General features: G+C 70.5%; 22 protein-coding genes and 1 tRNA gene. 9 read left to right on the plus strand and 14 right to left on the minus strand.

The window, feature by feature from the left end:
- Positions 1 to 71 precede the first annotated feature (71 nt).
- The gene (locus FLV34_RS02900) at positions 72 to 896 is read left to right on the plus strand and encodes a patatin-like phospholipase family protein (RefSeq protein ID WP_147942276.1); all 825 of its coding nucleotides are present in this window, start codon (positions 72 to 74) and stop codon (positions 894 to 896) included.
- Between the two features lie 225 nt (positions 897 to 1,121).
- Here FLV34_RS02900 and FLV34_RS02905 read toward each other — a convergent pair whose 3' ends face one another.
- Positions 1,122 to 1,319, minus strand: a complete 198-nt coding sequence (locus FLV34_RS02905; protein ID WP_142644793.1) for a DUF2795 domain-containing protein — start codon at positions 1,317 to 1,319, stop codon at positions 1,122 to 1,124.
- Between the two features lie 164 nt (positions 1,320 to 1,483).
- Between FLV34_RS02905 and FLV34_RS02910 the strand changes: the two genes are divergently transcribed.
- Together FLV34_RS02910 and FLV34_RS02915 are read left to right on the plus strand one after the other, a co-directional pair.
- Entirely contained in the window at positions 1,484 to 3,157 is a 1,674-nt protein-coding gene (locus FLV34_RS02910; RefSeq protein WP_260616986.1) for a sodium:solute symporter family protein, read from the plus strand.
- 9 nt (positions 3,158 to 3,166) lie between these two features.
- Positions 3,167 to 3,439, plus strand: coding sequence for a hypothetical protein (locus FLV34_RS02915; protein ID WP_142644792.1), 273 nt, complete (start codon positions 3,167 to 3,169; stop codon positions 3,437 to 3,439).
- A gap of 43 nt (positions 3,440 to 3,482) precedes the next feature.
- Here the strand turns inward: FLV34_RS02915 and FLV34_RS02920 are convergent, their stop codons facing one another.
- Positions 3,483 to 4,499, minus strand: coding sequence for a substrate-binding domain-containing protein (locus FLV34_RS02920; protein ID WP_147942277.1), 1,017 nt, complete (start codon positions 4,497 to 4,499; stop codon positions 3,483 to 3,485).
- Between the two features lie 241 nt (positions 4,500 to 4,740).
- Between FLV34_RS02920 and FLV34_RS02925 the strand changes: the two genes are divergently transcribed.
- Positions 4,741 to 4,817 (plus strand) — tRNA-Ile (locus tag FLV34_RS02925).
- Between the two features lie 263 nt (positions 4,818 to 5,080).
- Here the strand turns inward: FLV34_RS02925 and FLV34_RS02930 are convergent.
- From FLV34_RS02930 to FLV34_RS02945, 5 genes are all read right to left on the minus strand, one after another.
- Positions 5,081 to 5,344 (minus strand): hypothetical protein, encoded by a 264-nt coding sequence (locus FLV34_RS02930; protein WP_261985624.1) that lies wholly within the window; start codon positions 5,342 to 5,344, stop codon positions 5,081 to 5,083.
- 21 nt (positions 5,345 to 5,365) lie between these two features.
- A complete protein-coding gene (locus FLV34_RS42155) occupies positions 5,366 to 5,596 on the minus strand; it encodes a hypothetical protein (protein WP_261985625.1) in 231 nt (76 codons plus the stop codon).
- Positions 5,580 to 9,872 (minus strand): caspase family protein, encoded by a 4,293-nt coding sequence (locus tag FLV34_RS02935; protein WP_187280521.1) that lies wholly within the window; start codon positions 9,870 to 9,872, stop codon positions 5,580 to 5,582. The genes FLV34_RS42155 and FLV34_RS02935 overlap by 17 nt, the downstream gene beginning before the upstream one ends.
- 95 nt (positions 9,873 to 9,967) lie before the next feature.
- Complete coding sequence (locus FLV34_RS02940) at positions 9,968 to 10,429, minus strand: hypothetical protein (protein ID WP_147942279.1); 462 nt, start codon at positions 10,427 to 10,429, stop codon at positions 9,968 to 9,970.
- A gap of 246 nt (positions 10,430 to 10,675) precedes the next feature.
- Complete coding sequence (locus FLV34_RS02945) at positions 10,676 to 11,449, minus strand: hypothetical protein (RefSeq protein WP_147942280.1); 774 nt, start codon at positions 11,447 to 11,449, stop codon at positions 10,676 to 10,678.
- A gap of 683 nt (positions 11,450 to 12,132) precedes the next feature.
- Between FLV34_RS02945 and FLV34_RS02950 the strand changes: the two genes are divergently transcribed.
- Positions 12,133 to 12,360, plus strand: coding sequence for a hypothetical protein (locus tag FLV34_RS02950; protein WP_147942281.1), 228 nt, complete (start codon positions 12,133 to 12,135; stop codon positions 12,358 to 12,360).
- Between the two features lie 75 nt (positions 12,361 to 12,435).
- Here the strand turns inward: FLV34_RS02950 and FLV34_RS02955 are convergent, their stop codons facing one another.
- From FLV34_RS02955 to FLV34_RS02965, 3 genes are all read right to left on the minus strand, one after another.
- Positions 12,436 to 13,347: a DUF4232 domain-containing protein gene (locus FLV34_RS02955; RefSeq protein WP_147942282.1), complete on the minus strand. Its 912-nt coding sequence runs from the start codon at positions 13,345 to 13,347 to the stop codon at positions 12,436 to 12,438.
- Positions 13,348 to 13,443: 96 nt separating this feature from the next.
- Positions 13,444 to 13,917 carry a GNAT family N-acetyltransferase gene (locus FLV34_RS02960; protein WP_261985626.1) on the minus strand — a complete coding sequence of 158 codons (474 nt, stop codon included), beginning with the start codon at positions 13,915 to 13,917 and terminating at the stop codon, positions 13,444 to 13,446.
- Positions 13,918 to 14,043: 126 nt separating this feature from the next.
- On the minus strand, positions 14,044 to 14,703 hold the full coding sequence (locus FLV34_RS02965; protein ID WP_261985627.1) for a TetR/AcrR family transcriptional regulator: 660 nt from the start codon (positions 14,701 to 14,703) through the stop codon (positions 14,044 to 14,046).
- Between the two features lie 180 nt (positions 14,704 to 14,883).
- Here FLV34_RS02965 and FLV34_RS02970 point away from each other — a divergent pair, with 180 nt between their 5' ends.
- The gene (locus FLV34_RS02970; RefSeq protein ID WP_261985628.1) at positions 14,884 to 16,353 is read left to right on the plus strand and encodes an MFS transporter; all 1,470 of its coding nucleotides are present in this window, start codon (positions 14,884 to 14,886) and stop codon (positions 16,351 to 16,353) included.
- A gap of 385 nt (positions 16,354 to 16,738) precedes the next feature.
- Here FLV34_RS02970 and FLV34_RS02975 read toward each other — a convergent pair whose 3' ends face one another.
- The 3 genes from FLV34_RS02975 to FLV34_RS02985 all read right to left on the minus strand — a co-directional run bounded on the left by FLV34_RS02975 (position 16,739) and on the right by FLV34_RS02985 (position 19,827).
- Positions 16,739 to 17,497, minus strand: coding sequence for a hypothetical protein (locus tag FLV34_RS02975; protein ID WP_142649749.1), 759 nt, complete (start codon positions 17,495 to 17,497; stop codon positions 16,739 to 16,741).
- Between the two features lie 198 nt (positions 17,498 to 17,695).
- On the minus strand, positions 17,696 to 18,451 hold the full coding sequence (locus tag FLV34_RS02980; protein WP_147942284.1) for a bifunctional 2-polyprenyl-6-hydroxyphenol methylase/3-demethylubiquinol 3-O-methyltransferase UbiG: 756 nt from the start codon (positions 18,449 to 18,451) through the stop codon (positions 17,696 to 17,698).
- 104 nt (positions 18,452 to 18,555) lie between these two features.
- The gene (locus FLV34_RS02985; protein ID WP_222709390.1) at positions 18,556 to 19,827 is read right to left on the minus strand and encodes an MFS transporter; all 1,272 of its coding nucleotides are present in this window, start codon (positions 19,825 to 19,827) and stop codon (positions 18,556 to 18,558) included.
- Positions 19,828 to 20,223: 396 nt separating this feature from the next.
- On the opposite strand from FLV34_RS02985, the gene FLV34_RS40155 reads away from it, so the two are divergent.
- Positions 20,224 to 21,471 carry a hypothetical protein gene (locus tag FLV34_RS40155; protein ID WP_187280522.1) on the plus strand — a complete coding sequence of 416 codons (1,248 nt, stop codon included), beginning with the start codon at positions 20,224 to 20,226 and terminating at the stop codon, positions 21,469 to 21,471.
- Between the two features lie 215 nt (positions 21,472 to 21,686).
- A complete protein-coding gene (locus FLV34_RS02995; protein ID WP_147942285.1) occupies positions 21,687 to 23,642 on the plus strand; it encodes a Xaa-Pro dipeptidyl-peptidase in 1,956 nt (651 codons plus the stop codon).
- 61 nt (positions 23,643 to 23,703) lie between these two features.
- Here the strand turns inward: FLV34_RS02995 and FLV34_RS03000 are convergent, their stop codons facing one another.
- Positions 23,704 to 24,996 carry a hypothetical protein gene (locus FLV34_RS03000; protein WP_147942286.1) on the minus strand — a complete coding sequence of 431 codons (1,293 nt, stop codon included), beginning with the start codon at positions 24,994 to 24,996 and terminating at the stop codon, positions 23,704 to 23,706.
- A gap of 225 nt (positions 24,997 to 25,221) precedes the next feature.
- Here FLV34_RS03000 and FLV34_RS03005 point away from each other — a divergent pair, with 225 nt between their 5' ends.
- Positions 25,222 to 25,935, plus strand: a complete 714-nt coding sequence (locus FLV34_RS03005; protein ID WP_222709391.1) for an FMN-dependent NADH-azoreductase — start codon at positions 25,222 to 25,224, stop codon at positions 25,933 to 25,935.
- Positions 25,936 to 26,090 lie beyond the last annotated feature (155 nt).

Here is a 26,090-nt window from a genome sequence, read left to right on the forward strand (position 1 = left end):
GCGTCCAGACTAATTGGAACCGGTTTCACCACGGGCTCGGGCACACGCATTCGTGGAACATAATTCCGGTTATGACTACTGCTCTCGTGCTCGGCGGCGGAGGAGTCGCCGGCATCGCCTGGGAAGCGGGGATCGTCACCGGCCTGCGCCGTCTCGGCGTGGACCTGGGGACGGCGGACCGGATCATCGGCACCTCGGCAGGCTCCGTCGTCGGCACGCTCGTGGCCACCGGCGCCGACCTGGAGGAGGCGATCGCCCACCAGGTCGAGGTGGACACCGGCCCGCCCCCGGCCGCCGACCTGGACGAGGTCATGCAGGCGTTCGCCGTGCTGTTCGACCCGGACATCGACCGGCGGGAGGCCCGCCGCAGGGTCGGCCAGATGGCCCTGGCGGCCAGGGTCGACCACTACGCCGACCGGCTCGCGGCGGTCGGCGAACGGCTGCCGGTGAAGGAGTGGCCCGAGCGCGAGCTGCTGATCACCAGCGTGGACGCGGCCACCGGCGAGTTCGTCGTGTGGGACCGGTCCTCCGGCGCGCCGCTGGTGCTGGCCGTCGCGTCGAGCTGCGCCGTGCCGATGGTCTTCCCGCCCGTGGAGATCAACGGCCGCAGGTACGTGGACGGCGGCGTCCGCTCCACGACCAACGCCGACCTCGCGGCGGGCGCACGCACCCTCGTGGTGCTCGAACCGCTCGGCAACGTGACCCCCAGGGCCGTCCTCGAAGCCGAGATGGCGAAGGCCGGGGCGTCCGCGTCGTACGTCGTCCACCCCGACGCGGCCTCCACTGCGGTGTTCGGCGAGAACGTCCTCGACCCGGCTCTGTGGGGACCTGCCTTCGCGGCGGGGCTCGACCAGGCCGCCGCCCTCGCCGAGCCGATCGCCGCCGTCTGGTCCTGACCCCCGGCCTGCCCGCCGTACCCGCCAGAAACGCGGGAAACGGCACGCGGCGTCACGCGGGCGGCGGGCATGCTGCGTCACACACACGGGCGGCCGGCGCGGGATCGTTCCCGCGCCGGCCGCCCGATGCCGGGACCGGTTGCTCACCAGACTTCTTCTCGACGAGCCGGTGTTCTCAGCGGGCCTGTGTTCTCAGCGGGCCTGTGTTCTCAGCGGGCCCCTTCGTCACCGGGCGTCGGTGACCGCCTTGCTGACCGCGTTGGGGCCGTCGTACTGCCGGTCCGGGATGCGCTCCAGCGCGTTGATGACGGTGTCGTCCGCGCCCTGGTCCCGGGCCGTACGGATCAGGTCCGACTTCGCGGCCGGATAGTCGACGCCCTTCAGGTGTTTCTGCAGCTGGATCGGGTTCGGTGCGTCGGCCATGACGTGCCCCCTTCGTCGGTGTTGTCCTGTTCTCCCTCGCTTACCCGGCTGCTCCCCCGTCACTCGGGACACCGCCGCACGGCCTTGCAGCGCCTTCACCTGCGGTGTCGTCACGATTGGATATACCGCGTGAAACGGCACGACCTTCGGGTAGCCGCCGTCGCGTGCCTGATGCCCAATTGCTGGCCGCACAGGATCTGCGGCTCGACGTCAACGTCCTGGACTACGTGATCCTCGCCCTGTACTTCGTCGTGGTGCTGGGAATCGGCTTCGCCGCCAAACGGGCCGTACGGACGAGTCTGGACTTCTTCCTCTCGGGCCGCGCACTCCCCGCCTGGATCACCGGCCTGGCCTTCATGTCCGCCAACCTCGGCGCCACCGAGGTCCTCGGCATGGCGGCGAACGGCGCGCAGTACGGCGCGATGACGCTGCACTACTACTGGATCGGCGCGGTCCCCGCCATGGTGTTCCTCGGCGTCGTGATGATGCCGTTCTACTACCGGTCGAAGGTGCACAGCGTCCCGGAGTTCATGCGCCGCCGCTTCAACGGCGCGACCCAGTTGCTCAACGCCGGGACCTTCGCCGTCGCGCAGATCCTCATCGCCGGGATCAACCTGTACGCGCTGGCGCTCATCATGGACGCCCTGCTCGGCTGGCCGCTGTGGCTGTCCATCATCGTGTCGGCCGCGATCGTGCTGGCGTACATCACGCTCGGCGGCCTGTCCTCGGCGATCTACAACGAGGTCATGCAGTTCTTCGTGATCGTCGCCGGGCTCGTGCCGGTGGTGGTCATCGGCCTGACCCGGGTCGGCGGCTTCTCCGGCCTCGGCGAGAAGGTCAGGCAGAGCGTGCTCGGCGAGGGCGGGCTGCACACCTGGGCGCACACCGCCGGCACAGACAATCCGCTCAACGCCAACTGGATCGGCGTGGTCTTCGGCCTCGGGTTCGTGCTGTCCTTCGGCTACTGGACCACCAACTTCGCCGAGGTGCAGCGCGCGCTGTCGGCCCGCAACACCAACGCCGCCCGGCTGACCCCGATCGTCGCGGCCTACCCGAAGCTCGTGATCCCGATCGTCACCGTGATCCCCGGTCTCATCGCGGTCGTGCTGTTCGGCGACCTCGGCAAGGATGGCGGGCCGACGTACAACGAGGCGATCCCGCTGCTCATGAACGAGTTCCTGCCCAACGGCGTGCTCGGTGTCGCGGTGACCGGCCTGCTCGCGTCGTTCATGGCCGGGATGGCCGCCAACATCAGCGGCTTCAACACGGTCTTCACCCAGGACATCTGGAAGGCGCACGTCAACGGCGACCACCCCGACGAGTGGTACGTGCGGCTCGGCCGGATCGCCACCGTGGTCGGCGTCCTCGCCGGAATCGGCACGGCGTTCATCGCCGCCGGGTTCGGCAACATCATGAATTATCTGCAGTCGCTGTTCTCGTTCTTCAACGCCCCGCTGTTCGCGACGTTCATCATCGGCCTGTTCTGGCGGCGGATGACCGCCTGGGCGGGCTTCTGGGGCCTGCTTAGCGGCACGGTCTGCGCCTTCGCCTCGTACATCCTCTACAAGGCGGGCGTGTTCGACTTCGGCACCGAGCTGAACGCGAGCTTCTGGGGCGCCGGCATCGCCTTCGTGGTCGACGCGGTCGTCTCCGTCGTGGTCACGCTCGCCACCACCCCCAAGCCGGAGAGCGAGCTGCGCGGGCTCGTCTACGGCCTGAGCGACGCGTCCGTCTCGGACGACGCGCCGGCGGGAGACGCCGCCTGGTATCGCTCCCCCGTGATCCTCGGCGCCGGGGCGGTGGTCCTCGCCGCGGCGTTCTACCTGCCCTTCCTCTAGGAGGTTCGCATGGCCGCCCCGCAACGGCTCTTCGACATCCGCCGCGTGATCGGCGGTCTGTTCGTGGTCTACGGACTGATCCTCGCGGTCACCGGGCTGCTCGACAGCGCCCAGGAGATCCAGAAGGCGGAGGGCATCCGCATCAACCTGTGGACGGGCGTCGCGATGCTCGTCGTCGGCGGCGCGTTCCTGCTCTGGGAGCGCCTGCGCCCGTCCGACGGTCCCGCCTCCTCCGGCGCCCCGCCTCCTCCGGCGAAGAGGAGTAAGCCCGCACTCCCCTGACCGCGGCCGTACACCCCAGTGCGGCCGCGGCCCTGCCGTCGGATCAGTGCGATCGCGTGCCCTGCCCGGGAGCGGCCCCGGGGGCGGGAGCCCCACGGGCCGGGGCCTTCGTGACCACGGCCGGCGGAACCAGCACCGCCGGGATCGAGACCGTCGTCCCGTTGGCCACGACGGCCGTGCCGTACACGGTCCTGCCGCCCGCGACCTCGACCGCCAGCCTGGCGGCGGCCGCCGCCTCGGCCGCGACATCGGGACGGACCGTGGCGGTCTGCGTGCCGGCCCCCGCCCGCCCCGGTGCCGCGGGCCGCCCGCCGTGCCCGATCAGCGGCACCCCGGTCATCCCCGCTCGCGCCATCTCGGCCGCGACGGCCTCCGCCACGGTGTCGCTCGCGCAGCACACGCCCGCCACCTTCGCGGCCCCGCCGAGCGCGGCGACGGCCGTCGTCACCTCGCGTGCCGCCTCGCCAGGCCGCGTCAGGTCCCGTTCCCAACCGATCGTCACCCGGCCGTCCAGCACCGCGTGCATGGCCCGCTTCACCGTCACGGCGTACGGGTCCGTGGCCGGGCCGTTGAGGAGCACCACCGGCCCCGCGGTCTTCATGGCGCCGAGCAGGGCCAGCGCCTGCTCCCGCCCGACGCGGGCCGGATCGGTCGCCACGTAGGCGTCCACCGGCCCGTTCGCCAGCCGGTCGTACGCGACGACCTTCGCCCCGGACAGCTTGGCCCTGGCCACCCAGGGAGCGGCGGCCCCGGGGTCCACCGCGCCGAGGACCAGCACCCGCACGCCGTCGCCCAGCATCCGGCCGATCTGCCGCCCCTGCCTGGCCCAATCGCCCGCGGCGTTCGCGTACTGGACATGGCAGCGCGGGCACAGGGACGCCAGGGCCCGGGTGAACAGAGGCCGATCGGGTCCCTCGTCGGGGAGCAGCAGGCCGACGGTGAAGCCCTCCCGCACGTCGCCGACCGCTCCGAGTTCCCCTCCCGGCTGCCGCCCGCCCTGCCCGCAGGCCGGAAGGGACATCAGGAGAAGCACGCAGACGCCCGCCAGTCGTCTCCCCACGGGGCACCCCCGGATTCCGTTGCGGAGCCACGTTTCGCAGAGTCGTCTTGTGGAGCGATGTCGTCTCAACTGTCACATACCCTGACATAGGCCCCATGACTCCCGACAGGGTATCCACACCCCAGAACGGGCGATCACCGGATGGTCGTCTGGCAGCGATTACGCCCACGGCCGAAGGCCGCCGATCACCTCCGTTCGCAGATCCCCTCACCCGCTAAGTTGTGAGAGACTCCACCATTGCGGGGCGGTAGCTCAGCCGGTCAGAGCATCGGACTCATAATCCGTGGGTCGTGGGTTCAAGTCCCACCCGCCCTACCACGTTTGATCAGGGAAACCCTGCCTGAGCTGCGGTTTCTTTATAGATCATGGTCACTACGCTGCAGCCGTAGGCCACCGAGAGCCGCCGTTTGTCGCCAGTCACGGGATATACGCGGGATGACGCGGACCACGTTTTCCCAGGTCGCGATGCGGTTTCCGACGCCTCTACGGGATGAGACCCGCCCTTGGAAACGCCGAAGGGCCCCGGAGTGACCCGAGACCCTGAGACGAGGCTGTAGGAGTTCACGAGACGAGGGCTGCCTCTATCCGCTGATTGGCGATCTCACGCTGTCCGTCGATGCACTTGGCGTATGCACGAGCCGACCGGCCCGCGCGATCGACACCCGGCAGCTTCGGGCACCGAAGCCGTGCGCCAGGTGATCGGCCCGGTCGGTCCAGTCCTTGACCGCCTGCCCGTTCAGCATCTTCACGGTGACCAGGTCGGCCCACGAGGTGCACCGCATCTTGACCAGGCGGGGCAGGTAGTCCCGGCCGCGCAGGTGACGCCCGAGACCAGAGACGATCATCACGGGTTGCCAGTGCCGCCGCTAGACCCAGACCAGGCGCCACCAGGCCAGCAGCGGCCTGCCGACGACGCGCAGGAAGGAGTCCCGCTCCAGCAGCATCCACGACAGGCCTATCGCGGGCTGGAACCCGACCGGGATCACAGCCAGGCGCAGCCCCTCCGAGGCGACCTGCCGACCACCGGCGACGGCGCGCCCATCCAGCCCACCGGCCCCGAAGGCTGACCCGAGGGAGGAGTCAGCCGCAATCCTCATGTGCAGAGAATGCCTGAAGGTACTGGCTTTGCTGGGCCAAGGTGATGGGGGCGCCGGCGTTGATGCAGAGGCGTTTGAGCAAGGTGGCCGGGTCCACCGTCCAGATGCGGAGTCTGCCGTCGTCCGCGGCGGCGGCCAGGCTCTGGCCGTCGGGGCTGAAGGTCAGGGAGGTCACCAGGGGGACGCCTTGGAAGACGGCGAGGGACTTGGGGCGGGCGTTGTCGCCGACGTCCCACATGCGCACGGTCCCGTCTTTGCCTCCCGAGGCGAGGGTGTGTCCGTCCGGGCTGAACGCAAGTGTGCCCACGTCGCCGGTATGGCCGGTCAAGGTGGCCGACTGCCAGGGGTGGGAAAGGTCCGTGAGGTCCCAGAGACGCACCCAGTAGTCGCCGCCGCTGGTCTCGGCCGTCGCCGCGGTGTGCCCGTCCGGGCTGAAGGCCACCGCATGCACCTCCGCCGCCTGGACGGGCAGCTTGGCGATCAGCGCGGGGACACTGGGGTCGCGGAGGTTCCACAGCTGCGCCGAACCGTCTGCCGCGGTGAGCACCGTACTCCCGTCGGGGCTGAACGCCATGGAGCTGCGGGACGCGCCGGTGCCGAAGGCAGCGAGTCGCTCGGGACGGCCGGCGACCAGACGCCACACCTGGGTCCTGGCCCCGTCGCCGGTGAGGAGCAGGCGGCTGTCGGGGCTGAACGCCAGAGCGGACGCCTCGTTCCACGACACGCTGATCGTGGCCATGACGCGGGGTCGCAGCGGGACGGTCACGTCCCAGGTCCGCACCAACCCCTCGTGTGTGGCAGTCACCAGAGTGCGCCCGTCAGGGCTGAAACCCAATGCAGAGACGCCCGAGGCCGACTCCGGCGGCAACACGGCGGCGAGCTTGGGATGGGCCGGATCGGCGAAATCCCACAGTCGCACTCTGAGATCTTCACTGCCGGTCGCCAGCACCGGGGCCGTCGGGTGGTAGGCCAGCGCGGTGATCGCCGCGGTGTGGGCGTCCACAGCGACACTGACCGATGGGACGTCGGGGTCGGCGACGTTCCACAGCTGCACGGTACCGCCGCGAATGATCACGAGGGTGTGGCCGTCCGGGCTGAACGCGAAAGGGGAGATCCTGAGCTCGCCGGTCGGAATGGCGGACATCGTGGGGTGCTCGGGGTCACGGACATCCCACAGCGCGAGGCCGAGGCCTTCGGTGGCCAGAGTGCGGCCATCCGGGCTGAAGGCCATGTGGTGAATAGACGACCCCCCTCGGCTGTCGAAGAACGTGGACAGGGCCACCGGCCGGCTGGGGTCGGCCACCTTCCACAGCCGCAGGGTGCCGGAGGTGTCCGCTGTGGCGAGAAGACCGCCGTCGGGGCTAAGGGCGAACGCGAAGGTGTCCGGGTCCTTGGCGAGCCTGCCCATAGCGGCGGGCCGCCGCGAGTCGGACAGATTCCACAGGCGTACCGGCTCGTCTAAAGCCAGGGTGGCCAACGTCTTGCCGTCATGGTGGAAGGCCAACTCGCGCACCTCCGCCGAGAGGCCGGTCAGTGTGGCCGACGGTACCGGTCTCTCGGGATCGGTGATGTCCCACAGGCGCAAGGTCTTATCGCCGCCGCCGATAGCCAAGGTGTGTCCATCGGGGCTGAACGCCAGCGCCGTGATCTCCTTACGATGTGTGATGGGTTTGCCCAGCTCTACGGGCGCGGTCGGGTGGCTGACGTCCCAGAGGCGGACCGTCCGGCCGTCGCCACAGGTGGCGAGGACGTGCCCGTCCGGGCTGAACGCCAGGAGCTCGACGGTCTTGGCCTCGCCGGAGATCTCGCCGAGGACCGTGCCCGTCGCGGTGTCGTACAGCACGACCCTCCCGCTGGTGGATACGGCCAGCGTGGTGCCATGGCCCTGGTAGGCCAGGGCGTCGACGCCATTGGGAAAGTCGATCTGTCCCGGAATCGCGGGACTTTCCAGCAGCGCGCTGACCGCCTGATCGGTGGCCCCCGTGCGGTAGGCGATCGCGAGCAACCGGCGGGCCAGCCCCGGCTGGACGTAGCGCAGCGCCGAGGACCGCACGGTGATCTCGCGGGAGACGGCGATGTCGCGCTGCCGCACCGCCTCCATGCCGGCCGTCTCTGCGATGCCGGCCTGCCGGATGGCGAGCCCGGTCGCGGCGAGCGCGAGGATGGTGAGGGCGCACAACGCTCCGATGGCGGCGTTGCGGGCCCGAATCCGGCGGCGGTCGAGCGCGACGGATGCGTCCAGGAAGTCCAGGACCGGCGGGTCCAGGACCGCGCGGGCCGACGGTTCGGCGAACTGCTCCCGCACGAGGGCGAGCTGGGTGCCGCGGTACAGGTGGTCGGGGCCGCGGCCCTCCCGTACCCAGGTGCGGGCGGCGGTGATCAGCCGCTGCCGCACGAGCAGCCCGGCGCGATCCGCCTCGATCCACTCGCGCAGGCGCGGCCACGAGCGGAGCAGCGCCTCATGGGTGATCTCGACGGTCTCGGTGTCGGCGGTGACCAGCCTGGCCTCCACCAGGGCGTTCAGTACGCGGGCGGTTGTCCCCTCGCTGTCGTCGGCGGGCGATAGCTCGGCATAGGGCACGCGGTGGCGTACGTCCCGGGTCCCGTCGCCGATGAAGACCATGCGAAGCAGCAGGCGGTGCAGTTCGGCCCGTCCTGCGCCGTCGAGCGCGTCGTGGACCGCTTCGGCGGTGGCGGCGACGGCGCCGTCGATACCGCCCGTCGCCTGGTAGTCGGCAACGGTCAGCACCCGGCCCACGTGATTGCGCCAGGTGCCGCGCAACGCGTGGGAGAGGTGCGGAAGCATCCCCGGATCGCGCATCCGTGCGGTCTCGTCGGCGGACTCCATGTCCAGGTCCCTGAGCAGCAAGTCGACGAGGGCGGGCTCCATGGAATGGCCGACGCTCTCGCACGGCCCGATGATCGCCTGGCTTAACTCTCCCCTGGTCATCGCACCGACGATCACCGCCTGTTTGATCGCCGCGTCGAACTCGGGATAGCGGGCCAGGCGTTCGAAGAAGTCGGCTCGCACCACCACGAGGACCACTGCGGGCGGCTCGTCGCCGGGGTCCTCTGCGCTCGCCAGCGCGCTCAGCCCCCGGACGAACGCCTCGCGCTCGGCCGCAGGCACCACCGAGGCGAAGATCTCCTCAAACTGATCGACGACCAGGACCAACCGCCGGTCCGTCTCCGGAACGCCGTCCACGCCCGGGGCCTGAAGCGCTTGCCGGACGCCGGCCCAGATCCGCGCCGGCGCGTCTTTGGGCCCGGGGTCGAACATGCCGCCGGATGGCCCGAAGTACTCGGTCAGGCGCCGGGTCAGATTGCGCAGCGGTTCCGCACCGGCGTCGATGACGAGCTGCGGCCATCGGCCCGATCCGGGGATGCCCAGCTCGCCGCGGCCGATGGCGGGCAGCAGGCCGGCGCGCAGCAGGGACGATTTACCCGCCCCGGACGCGCCCGTGACGACGAGCGGTCGCCGGGAGAATGCCAGGGCGGCCGTGGCACGGACCAGGGTTTCGGTCAGCTTCGCCCGCCCGAAGAACAGCCGGGCGTCGTCCCTGCCGTACGCCGCGAGTCCGACGTAGGGGCACGGGGTCTCGGTATGGGCGGCCCGGTTCTCGTCCGTAGGTGCGAGCGAGCGGGTGGGCGGGCGGTAGGCCGGGTTCACCGCCAACGGCAGCTCTGCCGAACGACCGGCGGACCTGATGACCGGCGTGCGGTGCCGCTCGCGCAGCGCACGATGCAGGCGCGCGGCCACGTGGTCGAGGGTGAGCACCGGCGGCCCGTCGGGGTCGCCATCGCGCAGCAACCGGATCAGATGACCGGTGAACAGTGTGTGCGGCGCGTCCTTCGGCGCCAGCGCCGTCGTCTCGCCGGTGGCCGACGCGATGAGGTATCCCTCGCCCACGTCGGCGAGCTGCGCCCGCCCGGAGAAGCAGCAGTCCAGGATGATCACAATGGTCGAGGCCCGGCAACGGGCGATCGCGTCCTGGATGGCGGAGAACTCCAGGGCCTGCGAGGCCGCGCGTCCGCGGGTGAGGTCGACGGTCGCCATGGTCGCAAGGTGCAGTTCACCGCTGGGGGACAGGACTCCGTGGCCGACGTAGTACAGCAGGAACACGTCCTCGGCCTCGGCCGCGCAGGCCCGGATGGCGCTGTCCATGGCCTCCGGGTCACGCGGGTCGGTCACGGTGCGCACCTGCGAGCCCGGCAGGCCGCAGCACTCGACCAGGCAGGCGGCGAAGTCTCGCACCGTCCCCTCGACCGCGGGCACGTTTGGCAGGCGTGAGCCCGGGATGTGGCTACCGGTGCCGACGAGGACCGCGCGCGTGCCCGACGACCAGGAGACCGTGGGATGCATCGGCGTGCTCAGGCCTGCTGGCCGCCGCTTTCCGCAGTGCGGCGGGCCTGGTCGTCACCGTTTTCGAGGCCGGGATGGGCCTGCCCATCACCTCCCTGGTCGCCGGGGCGAGGCTGCTCGCCGCCGTCGAGACAGCGGCAGATCTCGGAGATCTCTCGCTCCAGGGCCACCGCGTCCAGCCGGCGAAGCCGTTTGGCCGACAGGGTGACCTCGGTCGACCGATCGGAGCGGGTGACCTTCACGTCAAGGTCGCTCGTGCGGTATCGGAGCCAGGTCGTGACCCCCATGATGAGGCCGGAGACGGTCACCGGGGTGGCGAGCACGCTGAGGGCGTCCAGGATGGGGCCGAGCGCCTCCTCTTCTGGGGGCCGCTCCACCAGGGTGACCCGGCCGCGCCAGTGGTCTTCGCGGACCAGTTCCCTCGCCAGTTCGCGCAGCGTCTCCCCGGACCCCTCAGGGATCGAGATCATCACATCCATGCGCCCGCCCTTTGTGCTCTGTCTACCGGAATTCCCGCGTGAGTCCCGGGAGCCACCCGGATTTCGATGATGTGTTTCGGAGATCGCCGGGCCTCGCATTCTGTCCGGGGCGGAGGATTCGCAGGAGTTGAACGGAAATCCGGAGAGCGGCCAGGTGATCGCGGCCTGCGACAAATACCAGCATGAGTGCCGATCTGTCGTCAAGGACGAACGACGCACCGGTGCGCTATCGGTTCGTCAGACGGTGAGGCGAAGGGAGAAGGCGAACAGGCCGTTCCTGGTAGACGCCTTGATGCGCAGGTCGGCCTTGCCGTTCCCAAGTTTCCCTTCCATCGTGGCTCCCTTCGCGATGGCGTACAACATGTTGATCATGCCGAGCTCGGGCCGGCAGGGAACCAATGGGTTTTCGCCGGTGAAGTCGTTGATCTCCTTCTTCTCGTCCTGATGGGTGTCCACCAGCCGTCCGGACAATGTGCCGTCCGCATAGGTGATCCGCCAGTACGTCAGGACGCGCGCGCTCCGGCCGGGCTTCGACGGTGCGAACTCCACGGCCGATATCAGCCACAGCGAACCGGCCGTGCCGAGCTTTCCGATCTGGATGTCGAAGGAGAACGGGTTGCCGTCCCGGGTCGTCCCCTGCCCCTTGGGGGCGGAAATGATCAACGTCGCGGGCATCGTGTACCGCTTGCGCCCATTGGCGTGTCGGTCGAAACGCGCCTTGCAATAGTCGTAGGACGTCAGAGCGATCTCGGCCATGCCCTGGTAGACGCCGAAGAGCGAGCCTTTCGCCCGCTCCGCCGTGGGCGTCACCGCGACGGAGACCGTCGGGGATGCGACCGGTGAACTCGACGCGGCCGCGGCCGATGCGGTCGGCGGCGAAGGGGCCTGCGCGGCCGTGACGCTGCCACCCGGACCACACCCGGTCAGCGCGACCAGCAAGGAAGCGGCGATGACCGGCCTCCCCGAATGCCCGCCGAACCGCGCTCCGCGAACAAAACGGTCACCTGTCACAGGCCCTCCGTCGTCGGCGGCCGAGGACGTTGATCGCATGGCGCCACTCCGTCCATCCGCGGACAAAGTATCAGCTTTCCCATCGGGGTCGCCGGTCATTGTCCGGTCTTGCCACGGACGACCGGATCTTCGGTCTCGGCTTCGCCGCGCTTCTCGCCGTCACAATCGCCCTCCTAGTAAGCAAAAGCGCCCAAGGGCCCACCTGATCGCCTAACCGCCGTGCCACTTCCAATAGGTCTTCCAACTATCGCTCACTTCGGTGCTAACTTTGCTTGGCCGGGAGGATCGGTTGCGATGGCCGTTTACGTCTGGCCCCGCCTACAGTGCGGTGACGATAATGCTGGCAACCGCCTACGGGCAGCTCACCACGAACCCTCGGTGAGGCAAGACGGGTAACTAGAGAGATGGTCGCGTCCTCGGAGCGTTGTAAAAGGCTCGACGAGAATTTTCTGTCACAGAACGACCCCTGACCGCCCAAGTGATTGCCCCCGACGGCCAGCAGATCGTACGAAACCCCGCCAAAAGCGACACTCGATCAGCCAGTCGAACGGAGAGAGACCTGGGTGGAACAGGACTAAGCACCCCCTGAGTCGGCGTTTGTCAATAGTCGGGATGTTGCCGGTCGCGTTTCCGCAGGTCGCGAGACAGGGCGCGGCCGTGCATCACCGCAGCATGATTGGCGTGTGGCGGATACGACGCGTATCACGGTGACGTTGCCGAAGGAGCAGGTCGCCGACGACGTCTCGGGCTATGTCGCCGAGGCGGTGGCACGCCGGTTGCGGCGCCATCTCCGGGGTGCCGACCTGCTGCGCTACCAGGAGGAGCACGGGAAGTTCACCGACGAGAAGCTCGCCGAGGCCCGCGCCGGCATCTCCGGGACGGCTTCCGGCGGTCCGGCGGGCGCGGCGTAATCGAGCACCTCGAAGGATCGAACACGTCGGAACCGTCGTCCTCGGCTCCCCAGGGCCGCGGGCCGAAGACAGGAACTATGGGAGCTTGTCCTTCTTCCAGGGGCTGACGCCGAGCTTCCCGGTGGTGCCGAGATCGAGCTCCGGCGTCAGCATCACGGGAGGAGCACCGGCCTTGGCGTTCACCCTGACGTACGGCAGGTGCACTGAAGTGCCGTCGGTGACGGTGTTGCGCCACATGAGGCCGGCGGACGCGCTCTGGCCCGGCTTCAGGGTCACCGGCCGGGGCGGATCGTCGAAGCCGGTCACGGTGGAGATGCCGCCGCCACCGTGCAGGACCTCGATGCCGGTGACCGGCTTTCTGTCCTCGTCGAGGAGCTGGAGCTGCGGGTAGCCGTCGAGGTGGTAGGCGCGGGTCGAGCAGTTCTCCAGATGGAGACCCACGACGCGGAGCCCCATGGCGGCGTCACCATTGCCCAGTGTGACGCGGACGCCCGAGGGCGGGCAGGGACCTGCCGGATCGGGCGCCTCGTCCGCCGGGACGCTTCTGACCTTGGCGACGTGCACGCCCCCCACGGTGTATTCCTGCGGAGGAAGCCCGCCCATAGTGACCATGCCCTGCACGGTCTGACCGGGCTCGACCGCCGGCACCGTCTGCTCCGCGTTCGACAGCACCGCTCCGGAGCGGGACACGAATGCGAAGGTGACGGTGTACGTGAAGGGTTCGGCCTCGTGGTTGGTGACCTTGAACCCGGCGGAGAACCGGCAGTTGCGGGACCGTACGCTCAGGCCGGTTATCGCGACGCCGTCCCTCTCCAAATCCCCGGAGGTGATCGGCGTATCGGTGGACGGGGCCCCGCATGAGGGGTCATGGGGCGAGCCTTCGGAGCCGAGGCCGTCGCGCCACGCAGCGGCCCACTGCAATCCGCAGGCCGGGAGGAACAGGACTCCGGCGAGTACGGCGGCAAGGCCGAGGGGGATGGTACGCATCCGAGCGTGACGCATAGGGACCCCAGGCTATAGCGACGGCCTGCCGAGGCGCGGCACTCATTCGACGCCGGAATGCGCGCGGCGACCGGACGCCCCTCAATGAACGGGCGCAGCCGGGGCCGGCTCGCGCACCATGAACACGTCCACCTCGTCCTCGGCCTCGACCGTGAACCCGTGCCGCTCGTACAGCCGCCGGGCCGCACTCCCCCGCAGCACGTTCAGCCGGATCTGGGCGTCTTCCCGGTCACACCGCTCCAGCAGGCCGCCCAGCACGGCGGACCCGATCCCCCTGCCCTGCAGGGCCGGGGCCAGGTAGAAGTGCTCCAGCCAGTAGGCGCCGTCGGCCGGTCGCAGTGCCACACACCCGGCCACGGCACCGTTCGCCTCGATCGTCCAGGTGTGCGCCGGTGTGAATCCGTCGCGCAGCCGCTGCCGTACGCGCTGATCGTCGTAGCGGCCGAGCCGCTCAAGATCAGGACGAAGCACCACGGCCCGCAGCTCGGCGACCGCCTCCACGTCCGCCGCCGACGCCGGCCGGAGCCTCCAGTCCACCACGAACCAGGATGGCATCGAGCGAGGCTCTGCCGGCCTGAGGGTGCCGCCGACGAGGCATCGTCGGGCGGGATAGGCGCGGGCCGCCCCGGCCGTCCACGCCTGCCCGCCCCGCTGACGGGCGTCCGGACGGGAGCAGGGGGGTTATTCACCCTGCCGCGCGGACGCCGCCTGGCTCGTCGTGTCCGGCACGGCCTGGGCGAGCAGCCCGTCGACGAGGGCGCGCAGCCCCTGGGCGTAGGTGTCCTGCGCGGACAGCGTCCGCCACAGGTCGCCGATGGCGACCAGGCGTGGCATCCGCGACGCGTCGAGACCGCTGAAGAGGGGGCCGCGGCCGGCGTCCGCCGGCTGGCGGGCGGAGTGGGCGCGGACGAGGATCTCGCCGACCGTGTAGTACCAGATGTGGCGGAAGAGGTGCACGGCCTGTTCGGGCGTGCATCCGTGGTCGATGGCTCCGGCCACGATGGCCTCGACCATCCACACCGATTCGCCGAGCCGGCCGACGAACCCGTCGGCCGTGAGGACCTCCGCGGCCCATGGCCAGGCCGCGAGGGCGTCGTGGATCAGGGTGGCGGTCGCGATGATGCGGTCGCGCGGGTCGCCGGGCAGGTCCGGGCGCGGGACCTGGTCGGCGTATTCGGTGATCAGCAGGAGCAGCAGGTCTTCTTTGTCCCGCACGTGGTGATAGAGCGTCATCGTCCCGATGCCCAGCTCGGCGGCCAGCCGGCGGATGCTCAGCTTCTCCCAGCCGTCCCTATCGATGAGCCGCCGGGCCGCGTCCAGGATCTGCGCTCGTGAGGTCACCGGTGGACGGCCGGTTCGGCCGTGCGGGGCATTGCGTCGGGACACCGTCCCATCATTCCGTCCGGCCGCTCCCTCACGCCAACCGAGGCTCCCGCCGGTGACACCCGCGCCGGTTCCGATGTACTTTCAGTACGTGTACGAAAACTATCTCCTCGAAACCTGCCGGAGGACTGAGGAACGGTGACAGACACGCGATCAGCAAGCGGACGACCGCTCGCTCGTACGGCCGCCCGGCAGGGGCTCACCCTCGCCGCGGTGGCCGTCGTGCAGTTCATGGTGTCGGTGGACCTGTCGGTCGTGAACCTCGGGCTTCCGCGGATCGCCGCTGGCCTCGGCTTCAGCCCGGTGGGGCTGACCTGGGTGATCCACGCCTACGCCCTCACCTTCGGCGGCCTGCTCCTGCTGGGCGGGAAGATCGCCGACCGCTACGGCCACAAGCGGGTCCTGATGGCCGGGCTCGCCGTCTTCGGCCTCGCCTCCCTCGCCGGCGGCTTCGCGCAGGAGCCCGGCCATCTGGTGGCCGGCCGCGCCCTGCAGGGCATCGGGGCCGCCGCGCTGTCTCCGGCCGCGCTGGCGGTGCTGACCGTCACCTTCCCCACCGGCAAGGCCCGCGTCCGCGCCTACGGCATATGGAGCGCGGTGAACGCCGCCGGCGGCGCCCTCGGCGTCCTGATCGGCGGTGTGCTCACCCAGTACGCGGGCTGGCGCTGGGTGATGTTCGTCAGCGTCCCGATGGCCGCCGTCGCGCTGGCCCTGGCCTGGCGGGGTGTCACCGGTGCTCCGCCCACGGCTCCCGATCGCCGTCCCGACGTGCTGGGCGCCGTCCTTGCGACGGCGGGCATGATCCTGCTCGTGTTCGGCGTCGTCCGCACCGACCAGTACGGATGGACCTCGCCCGTCACCCTGACGACCCTGGTGGCCGCGATCGCCCTGCTGGCCGCGTTCGTCCGCGTCGAGCGGACCACCACCCGCGACCCGCTGATCCGGCTCGGACTGCTGGCCGACCGCTCGGTCGCCGGCGCCAACTCCTACAACCTCCTGCTCGGCGCCGCCATGGCGTCGTCCTTCTACTTCGCGTCCCTCTATCTCCAGCAGGTGCTCGGAGCCGGCCCGACCGTGGCCGGGATCCAGTTGCTGCCCTTCGCGATCGGCGTCATCGCCGGCGCGACGACCGCCATCAAACTCGGCTACCGTCTGCCGCTCCGCACCATGCTGATCATCGGTGGGCTGGTGACCGCGGCCGGGTTCGCCTGGTTCGGCTTCATCAGCGCCGACGGCTCCTACCTCGCCGACGTCCTCGGCCCGTCGCTGGTCACCAGCATCGGATTCGGGCTCTGCCTCGGACCGGTCGTCTCCGCCGCCACCGTGGGCGTGGCGCCGAGCGAGACGGGCATGGCCTCCGGTCTCCTGTCCAGCTCACGCCAGATCGGCGCGTCGTTCGGGCTGGCCGCTCTCGGTACGGCCGCCCACGCGCGCACCGGTGCGAGCACCACGATCGAGGGCCTCACCGAGGGATACGCGCTCGGCATGACGCTCAGCGCCGCGCTCCTGGCCTGCGCCGTCCTCATCGCCGTCGCCGTCCTGCCGCGTACGCGTACGGCGGCGCCTGCCAGGGGCGGCGGGCGTGACGTGGTCCCAGAACCGGAATGACCGGCCGCGCCGCGCGGGCTCGCGGTGCCGCCTGCCCGGCCCGGACACGGTTCCGGCCGCCGGCCGGGCCGGGCGGCGCATGGAGCCGCCCGAGCTCCGCTTCCTCGGCAGTGGTCACGGCAACCTCGAGAACCCGCGCGGTTTCGGTCAGCGATCAACCGTAATAATCGGTAAGGGGGCAGAGACAGGGATCCGGTCGATCATGGGCGATCGCAACCAATGCGCCTCAATGAAACGGCAGGATTCCAGCCGGCCGGGCAAAGGAATCATCGGCGCGGGGAAACGGGCCGACAACATCTCCGATGCCGTTTGTTTTCTCCAGCGGAAAGCTGTTGTTTTGCGCACTTCTGGGTGACGGGGCCTTTTGTTACCTCTAGCGTGAGAATCAGGGTCTGGATCCAAGGTTCGATGGATCGATTCGCGCTCCGCGCATCCGGGTTTCCCGGGTGACGGTCACGGAGTCGACGGAGTGATACTCATGCTCAAGGAAGCACTCGCTGCTGGCGCGATCACAGCGTCGGCCCTCATCGTCCCGGTGACGATGCAGACGCAGCCGGTCTACGCGGCCGGCAGCACCGCACAGATCATGCAGAGCCCGACACAGCCCTGCCCCGGAGGCAGGTGCCGTGGCCGTGAGCGCTACCGGACGTACGGCGACCGCGGTCGCGTACGCATCCGCGAGCGCGGACGCATAGAGCAGCGCGGACGCATAGAGCGCGGACGCGAGCGCGGGCGGTTCGAAGAGCGCACGCGCGGACGCATGGAACCGCGCGGGCGGTTCGAGGAACGCGGACGGTTCGAAGACCGCGGACGTGAACGCGGGCGGTTCGAGGAGCGCGGGCGCATGGAACCGCGCGGGCGGTTCGAGGAACGCGGACGCTTCGAGGAACGCGGGCGCATGGAACCGCGCGGCCGATTCGAAGAGCGCGGGCGCATGGAACCGCGCGGCCGATTCGAGGAACGCGGCCGGTTCGAAGACCGCGGCCTCGATCGAGGACGCTTCGAAGAGCGCGGGCGCATGGAAGACCGCGGCCGGTTCGAAGAGCGCGGACGCGAGCGCAGCCGGTTCGAGGAACGCGGACGCATGGAAGACCGCGGCCTCGAGCGCAGCCGATTCGAGGAATTCGGACCGCGGTAGCGGCATCAGCTGCGGGGAGAGTGAGGCAGCAACAGCAGCAAGGACCGGATAACCGCACATCGAACCTGCCGGACCCTCGCCCCATGAGGCAGCCGCCTCGTGGGGCTCTCCCCTGCCGGGGGCGGCACGGCCCGCTCGTCCGCATTTCGTCCGCCGCCGAGGAGAAGTGAATTCCCAGGGCCCCGCCGCAAATACGCGATTCCGTTATCGGGACGAGGTCCGACCGGGCGGCATGCGATAGACGGAAACGTGCGAACGCGATTCCGCGGTGAACTCGGTGCCGATCCAGTCCGCGTGCCTGCTTTCCAGCTCGAACCCGGCGAGCCGACCCATGAGATCGAGCTCGGCCGGCCAGATGTAGCGGTGGGGGCTGCGAAACAGCCGGGCCTGTCCGCTCTCGTCGAACCTTAAATGGTGCGACACGACGTGTTGCCGCAGAAGGTCGTAGGTGTCCAGGCCGATGTAGCCAGGCTCCTGATGCCAGACCACGGCCTCCTGGCCCGGCGGCAGCTTGCGCAGCTCGGGCACCCGGAGCTCGATCACGAAGCGGCCTCCGGGGGCCAGGTGGCGCGCGGCGTTGCGGAAGCACGCGACCTGCTCGGCCTGGGTCAGCAGGTTCGAGATCGTGTTGTAGACGAGGTAGACGAGCGCGTACTCCCCCGGGGCGGTGGCGCTCGCCATGTCGCCGATGACGACCGGGATCGTTGCTTCGTCCACCTTCGTACGGAGCTGCTCGACCATCGGACGTGACAGCTCGATGCCGGTGACGGGTACGCCACGCTCGGCGAGCGGCACGGCCACACGGCCGGTTCCGATGGCGAATTCGAGCGCCCGCCCGTCACCCGAGAGTTCGGCGAGGCGATCGACGGTCGGTCCGAGGACCTCGGGCGCGAACATCCCGGCGCCCGGCGTGTCGTAGTTCTGGGCGGTTTCGGTGTTCCAGATCTCCTCCTGACGCATGCTCCCCACGATCGCCATGGGCGTACGCCGCCGTCCACGATTTTCCGCGCGACGAAGGCCTGCTGCCGCACGTCTCCCGCGATGGCCGGAGGAGCGACGAGAGGTCAGACCTGCCGGTCGCGGCCCGCGAAGTATCCGGCCGCGGTCTGCGCCGTCATGAGGCAGACCACGAGGGCAAGCGGCCCGTGCCAGCCGCCGGTGTGCTGGTAGAGCGCTCCGACGAGGATGGGCCCGGGGACCGACAGCAGATAGCCGACGCTCTGCGCGAAGGCGGACAGCCGGATCACGGTCGCGCCGTCCCTGCCCCGCATGGCGATCATGGTGAGCACCAGCGGGAAGGCGCAGTTGGCCACGCCGAGGAGCACCGCCCACAGCCAGGGCGCGGCGGCGGGGGCCGCCCACACCCCGGCGTACCCGGCGAGCCCGAACGCACCGAGCAGGACCGCGATGCCGCTCTGGTTCCGCAACCGGCCGGCGACGGCGGCCAGCAGGAAGGACAGCGGCACCCCGAGCACCGAGGTGACGGCGAACAGCAGACCGGCGGTCTCGGCGGACAGCCCGGCGTCGCGGAAGATCTGAGGCAGCCAGCCGATGATCACGTACGCCGAGCTGGACTGCAGGCCGAAGAAGAGCGCGAGCGCCCAGGCCACGGGGCTGCGTGCCACCCGTACGGCCGTTCCGGCCTCCGCGGGGGCGTCCCCGCGCGCCGCCCGCTCGGCCCCCGGCGTGGCTTCTCGCCCGGTCCGCTGCCCTGCCTGGTGCCCGGCCTGGTGCCCGGCCTGCCTCCTGCCGTCCCGGGCGAGGGCGGCCCAGGGCGGCACGGCGACGGCGGCGAGGACGGCCCAGGCGCCGAGCCCGGCACGCCAGTCACCACCGAACGCACCGGCGAGCGGGACGGTGACGGCGGCGGCGGCCGAGGCGCCGAGGTTGAGTGCCATGGAGTAGAGGCCGGTCATCATGCCGACCTTGTCGGGGAAGCGTTGCTTGACCACGACCGGCAGCAGCACGTTGGCGACCGCGATCCCGGCCAGCGCGAGGCCGCTCAGCGTGAGGAAGACCGGGGTGGTGCCGACGAACGGCCGCACGGCGAGCCCGAGCGCGACCGCCGCCATCCCGGCGAAGACGACGCCGTCCGGCCCGAAGCGGCGGGCCAGGCGCGGCGCGGCCGAGCCGACCAGCGCGAAGCACACCGCCGGCACCGACGTCAGCAGCCCGGCGATGGTGCCGCTCATCCCGAGGGCGGCACGGGCCTCTTCCAGCACGGGCCCGAGGCTGGTGACCACAGGGCGGAGGTTGAGCGCGGCCAGCACCAGCGCGGTGACCGCCAGGCGGCGTGTCCATGTGGCGGACCGGGCGTGGTCCCGTCGCTGCTTCACCGGGCTCCGCAGTGCCGCGTCGTCCTTCGGCCGCGCCCCGTCCCCGGCCACCGGGCCGTCGCGACCCGCCGGCTCATCGCAGACCACGGACTCACCCCGGACCACCCCGTCATGCGGAGCGGGCGGTCCCCCGGCCCCCCTGTCATCCACGCGCCGTCATCCCGAAAACCACCTCGTCATCCTCAAACAACCAGATCATCCTAAAATCAGCGATTTATCCCGAATTCACCGGGCCATCTTCAGCGGGAGCCCTGCCGGCTCGCGACCCCCTCCGTCACATCGTTCCGGATAGGGACTTGACACCCCTTTTGTGGCGGAAAAAACTCGGATCACTCCCGCTCCACAGCACTTCCCCCGACAGCGGCCGGTGAGCGCGCAGCCGCGAAGGAGACAGGCATGAGGCGACTGCTCGCCGTTTTCGCGCTGGTCGCAGGCTTCCTGCTGGCGCCCGCGCACGCCGACGCCGCCGTCGTGGACGTCGCCCCGTCTGCCACCGCCTCGGCCTCCTACACCTCGCCCTGGGAGAGCGTGGCCGCCGTCAACGACGGCATCGAGCCGGCCCGCTCCGACGACAGGCAGAACCGCCGCTGGGGCACCTGGCCCGAGGCCGGTGAACAGTGGGCCCTGCTGACCTGGCCGTCCGCCCAGACGATCTCCTCAGTGCAGGTCTACTTCTTCGACGACGGAGGCGGCGTCCGGCTGCCGGCCTCCTGGAAGCTCGAGAGCTGGAACGGATCGGCGTACGTCGACATTCCCGCCGCCTACCCCATCGCGGCCGACACCTACAACACCGTCATGTTCCCCGCCGTCACCACCACCCGGCTGCGCGTCGTCCTGCAGAGCGGTCAGGCGTCGGTCGGACTGCTGGAGATCAAGGCGCTCGCCGACATCACCGGGCAGCAGAGCACCTGGGGCCCGCCCGCCGACCTGGTCGCGCCGCTCGACGAGGTCCGGCGGCACGCCGAGTCCGCCAACCCCGACCTGTACGGCTATCGCAACTACGCCTGGGACCAGATCATCGCCAACGGCGGCAGCGTCAACTACTGCGTCCGCTGGGACTCCGGGGCCCCGGTCACCGCCGAACTGCGCGACAAGATCGAGGCCGCGCTGGCCAGGTCGTTCAAGAAGTGGACGGACGTGATGGCGGGGCACAACGGCTGGCCGTACGCGGACGTGCCGGTGAAGGTGGTCGGCTGGGCCGCACGCGACCGCTCCCTGCTGCAGTGGAGCGACGACTCGGTGGACGTGTACGTCGGCGACCTGAGCGAGAACGCGCCGCAGTGCGCCGAGCCGTGCGGACGCCTGTTCGACCAGTCGGGCGCCTACCCGAACTGCCCGGGCGGCCCCTCCCACCACTACGACATGTCGCTGTGGCTCACCGAGGGCATGAGCGGCGGCATGGGAGGCGCCTGGGGACAGCGCGTCGGGAGCGAGTATCTGGTGGACAACCTCGGCAGCGACGACATCCACATCCTCCTCCACGAGATCGGGCACAGCTTCGGCCTGGACGACTTCTACGACTGGACCCCGGCCGGGCAGTGCTGCTTCCTCATGAAGGCGGGCTCGGCCACGTCGATCACCGAGTTCGACGCGTGGATGCTGCGCGACGTCTGGCGGCACCTGAAGAGCCGCTACGGCTACTGACGCCACTCCGGCGCAGGCAGGTCGCGCTCACCGTTCGCCGTCCGGATTTGTGAGCTTCTCATCGGCGGACACCGATTTCGACATGTGTCGAAAATTGTCGCGATCAAGACAGAGCGGTCGTACGAAGACATTCCACATTTACGTCCCTAGCATCGCCCACTGCGGGCCGAATCTCCCGGCCCGAGTCCCCCTGATCGTTCGTGGAAGGTTTGCCGATGTCCTCATCGCCCCGGGTGACGCCTGGTCCCCTCCCGCCGGCCGCGTCACGCCGTACGGGTGCCGCACGCCGCAGCGCCGCGGCGCTGGGCCTGGCCGTCGCCACCACCGTCACGGGGCTCGCCGTGAACGCGGCCCCGGCGGGCGCGGCCGCCCCCGTCGGACCGGTGTTCCAGGACGGCATGGCCCAGCCGGTGTTCTCGTCCAACAGGAACGACTGGATCCGCGAGGAGGTGTGGGTCGAGACCCCGGTCGACAGCGACGGCGACGGGCGCAACGACCGGGTGCACGCCGAGGTCACCCGCCTGCGGGAGACCGAGACGGCCGGTCTGAAGTCGCCCGTCGTGTACGAGGTCAGCCCCTACTACGCTGGCGGCAACGACATCACCAACCACGACGTCGACCACGAGCTCCACCAGGCGGTCCGCCCGGGCAAGGGCTGGCAGGACCGCGGCGGCAAGCGGCTCGACCCGGCCAACGACGAGCGCCTGGCCGCGGCGGCGGCGGACGACTCCGGCGCCGGCGGCGCGGACGCGTCCCTCACGGCGACCGGCCCGCAGCCGGTCATCAGCACCAGCCACGAGTCAAACTGGCTGCCCCGCGGTTTCGCGGTGGTCCACGCCGAGTCGCTGGGCAGCGGCCAGTCCGACGGCTGCCCGACGACCGGCGGGCGCAACGAGACCATCGGCGCCAAGTCCGTCGTCGACTGGCTGAACGGCCGCGCGAAGGCGTACGACGCCTCCGGCCAGGAGGTCAGGGCGACGTGGACGACCGGCAAGGTCGGCATGATCGGCACCTCGTACAACGGCACCCTGCCCAACGCGGTCGCGAGCACCGGCGTCAAGGGGCTGGAGGCCATCGTGCCGATCTCGGCGATCTCCAGCTGGTACGACTACTACCGGGCGAACGGCGCCGTCGTGGCCGCCGGCGGCTACCAGGGCGAGGACACCGACGTGCTCGCGGAGTACGTCTACACGCGCGCGGACCAGCAGATCTGCCGGAGCGTCATCGAGCAGCTCGCGAAGGCGCAGGACCGCGAGACCGGCGACTACAACGCCTTCTGGGACGAGCGCAACTACATGAACGACGTGAACAAGGTTCACGCCGCGGTGCTGGTCGCCCACGGCCTCAACGACTGGAACGTCAAGACCAAGCAGGCCGCGCAGTGGTATGAGGCGCTCAAGGCGCGCGGGGTGCCGCACAAGATCTACCTGCACCAGGGCGGGCACGGCGGCTCCCCCAGCGTCGACGTGCTCAACCGCTGGTTCACCCGCTATCTGTGGGATCAGCAGAACGGCGTGGAGAACGACCCCCGCGCCCTGGTCCAGCGCGAGGACAAGACCCTGGTCCAGTACGCCGAGTGGCCCGACCCCGCCGCCAAGGACACCGAGCTCAACCTGGCCCCCGGCGACGGCGGCGCGGCCGGCCTCCTCACCCCGGACAAGACCCGGAAGGGCAAGCCGGTCACCGAGACGATCGTCGACGACGCCACGAAGCCGGCGCAGACCCTCGCCGACGCGGTCACCTCGCCGAACCGCCTGGCGTACAAGTCGGCGGCGCTGGCGGCACCGGCCAGGCTCAGCGGCACCCCGCGGGTCTCGCTGCGGATGTCCTTCGACCAGCCGGCGGCGAACGTCACGGCGCTGGTCGTGGACTACGACGAGAACGGCAAGGCGAAGATCATCACCCGGGGCTGGATCGACCCGCAGAACCGCAAGTCGATTTCGCGGACCGAACCGGTCAAGCCGGGCTCGCCCTACAGCCTCGACTTCGACCTGCAGCCGCACGACTACGTCTTCCCCGCGGGGCACCGCGTCGGGGTCGTGCTGCTGTCGAGCGACTACGAGTACACCATCCGGCCCGCTCCCGGCGCCCGGCTGCACCTCGACACCACGAAGAGCACGGTGACGCTGCCCATCGTGGGCGGCACCGGCGCGCTCACCTCGGCGAGCTGACCGTCCTCTCCCGACACGCCGTCCCCCTCGGCCCGACCGGCCGGTGGGGACGGCGTTCGCGTTACCGCAGCAGCGCCTCGCGGTGCCGCCAGGCGAGGTCCAGCACGGCCGCGCCCGCCGCCTGCATCGGCTCGTCGCGGACGTGCCGGCGCACGGTCTCCGCGTCGAACGGAACCCGGCCGACGATCCGGCCCTCGCTGTTGGCGGCGGCGACCTCACCGAAGGCCGCGTCGAACGTCTCCGCCTCCAGCACGGTCACCATGAGGAAGTCGGTCGCGAACGTCAGCGGATCGACGCCCACGCCCAGCACGTGGGAACGCACCCGCCCGTCCTCGCGTGCGTCCGTCAGCAGCCGGTAGAGCGGCCAGCTCGCGTAGTCGAAGCCGTCACCGTACTCCTCTCCCCGGCCCAGGAACTCCTCCGCGTACTCGCGGACCATGCACTTCCACAGGTCGAGGTCGGCCTTCTCCGCTCCCACGGACTCGTGCGCGGGCTGGAACACCCCGACCGGCATGACCTGGAAGAGCCCGCCGCCGTGCGCCACCCTGGCCGGGTCACGCCAGTGCAGCACGAACGACGCCTCCCCCGTACGGCGGTCGTGGCGCAGCGTGAGGGTGGAGATCGCGCAGAGCGCGGGCCGCCGGCGCAGGTCGGTGGGGTCGCCCACGAGCCCACGGAACGGCAGCCGGCCCCCGGCGTCCCCGTGCCCGGTGAGCGCATGCCCACCGGACACCTGTCCGCCGAACCTCTCCCCGCCGAACCTCTCCCCGCCGGACTCCTGCCCGTCGGACTCCTGCCCGGCAACCCTTTGACCGGCAGGCTCATGCCCGGCGAACTCGCGCCCGCCGGACCCTTCCCCACCGGACTCCTGCCCGGCGACCCCCTGACCGGCGGGCTCATGCCCGCCCAACCCCTTGCCTCCGAAGCCGTGCCCGGCGAGCTCGTACGCGGCGAGCTCGTGGGCGGCGGCCTCCCCCACGCTCACGCCGTCGAAATAGCGTGCGCGGGTGAAGGTCAGGCCGGGCCAGGCGACGTCCAGCAGCCGGTAGCAGACGCGGTCCTCGAAGAGCCGGGGGCGGGCGAGCGCCCCCAGCGCGTCCGGGTAGGCGTCGGCGCCCTCCGGCAGCAGGGCCGCCGCCTCCGGTTCGCGGCCCGTGACGGTGGGCGCGGGAGCGTCCTCCACCCAGCCGAGCCGCACCTCGCGCAGGTCGAGCGGCGTGGCCAGGGTCCATGGGGTCGCAGTCAAGCCGTCCCGGGTGAGCAGGCGGGTCGATCCGGCCCTGGCCGTCCCGGGATAGAGCCGATCCGCCGCGACGGCCAGCTCGTGCCGGTGCCCGTCCAGCCGTCGCCGCACCGCGACCCATTCCGGTCCCGACGGACGTACGCGCGGATCCGAATGCGATGTCACGGGCTCAGGACCCTACCCACCGGCGCGGTGCCACGTCCTCCGCCGCGTACTCCGTGGAAGACCGAGCGTGGGTGTCCGGTCACCTCTGGTGAACACGGAGCGTCATAGATGGTGACGGACAGTATCCAGAGAGGAGCTCACGATGCACTCGCGGCGACAGGGGGTGGGCGCGTGACGTCCCTGCTGCACATGGACGCCAGCGCCAGCGGCTGCGGCGATTCGATCACCAGGGAGCTGACGGCGTTCTACGCGGACACGTGGCGGTGTCTTCACGGGAGCGACGGGTACCGATACCGCGACCTCGCCGCCGACCCGGTCCCGCTGGTCTCCCCGGCCTTCGTCTCCCTCGGCATCCGGGTGGAGCGGCACGGAGCGGTTCCGCTGCAGAAGGTGGCGGAGATGACCGCCGGCCCCGCCGAGGAGCGCGAGTGGACGCTGACCCTCCCGCTGATCGAAGAGATGCGCGCGGCGGAGACGGTGCTGATCGGCGTCCCTATGTACAACTTCTCCGTGCCCGCGTCCCTCAAGGCGTGGATCGACCGGGTGACCTTCCCCGGGGCGTTCGTCGACCCCGGCACGGGCGACCGGCTGCTCCGGGAGACGACCGTGGTGGTGGTCACCGCCCGCGGCGGCTGCTACGCGCCGGGCACGCCACGGGAGGACTTCGACTTCCAGACGCCCTATCTGAGGGCCTACTTCACCGAGCTGGGCGTGGCGCCGCAGAACCTGCACTTCGTCCATGCCGAGATGACCCGGGCCTCGGACGTGCCCGCCCTCGCGCACTTCAAGCCCCTGGCGGCGGACTCGCTGGCCGCGGCGCGGACCGCCGTGTCCGAGCTGGCCCGCCGGCCGGCGGGCAGCGGGACGGCGACGCGCATGCGGTGAGGTCCCGGCGCGGGCGAGCCGGGGCGGCGCGCCGACTCCGCCCAGCAGCTCGTTCTCGATGTCCCGGGTGAACAGCGAGCATTCCTGGCCCTGGACGTCAAGTTCGAGCCGGAGCACCTCGACGCGCTCGCGCCCTCACCACCCAGCACAGGACG

It is taken from the genome of Microbispora sp. CSR-4, assembly GCF_008033685.1.
In the GTDB taxonomy this organism is placed as follows: domain Bacteria; phylum Actinomycetota; class Actinomycetes; order Streptosporangiales; family Streptosporangiaceae; genus Microbispora.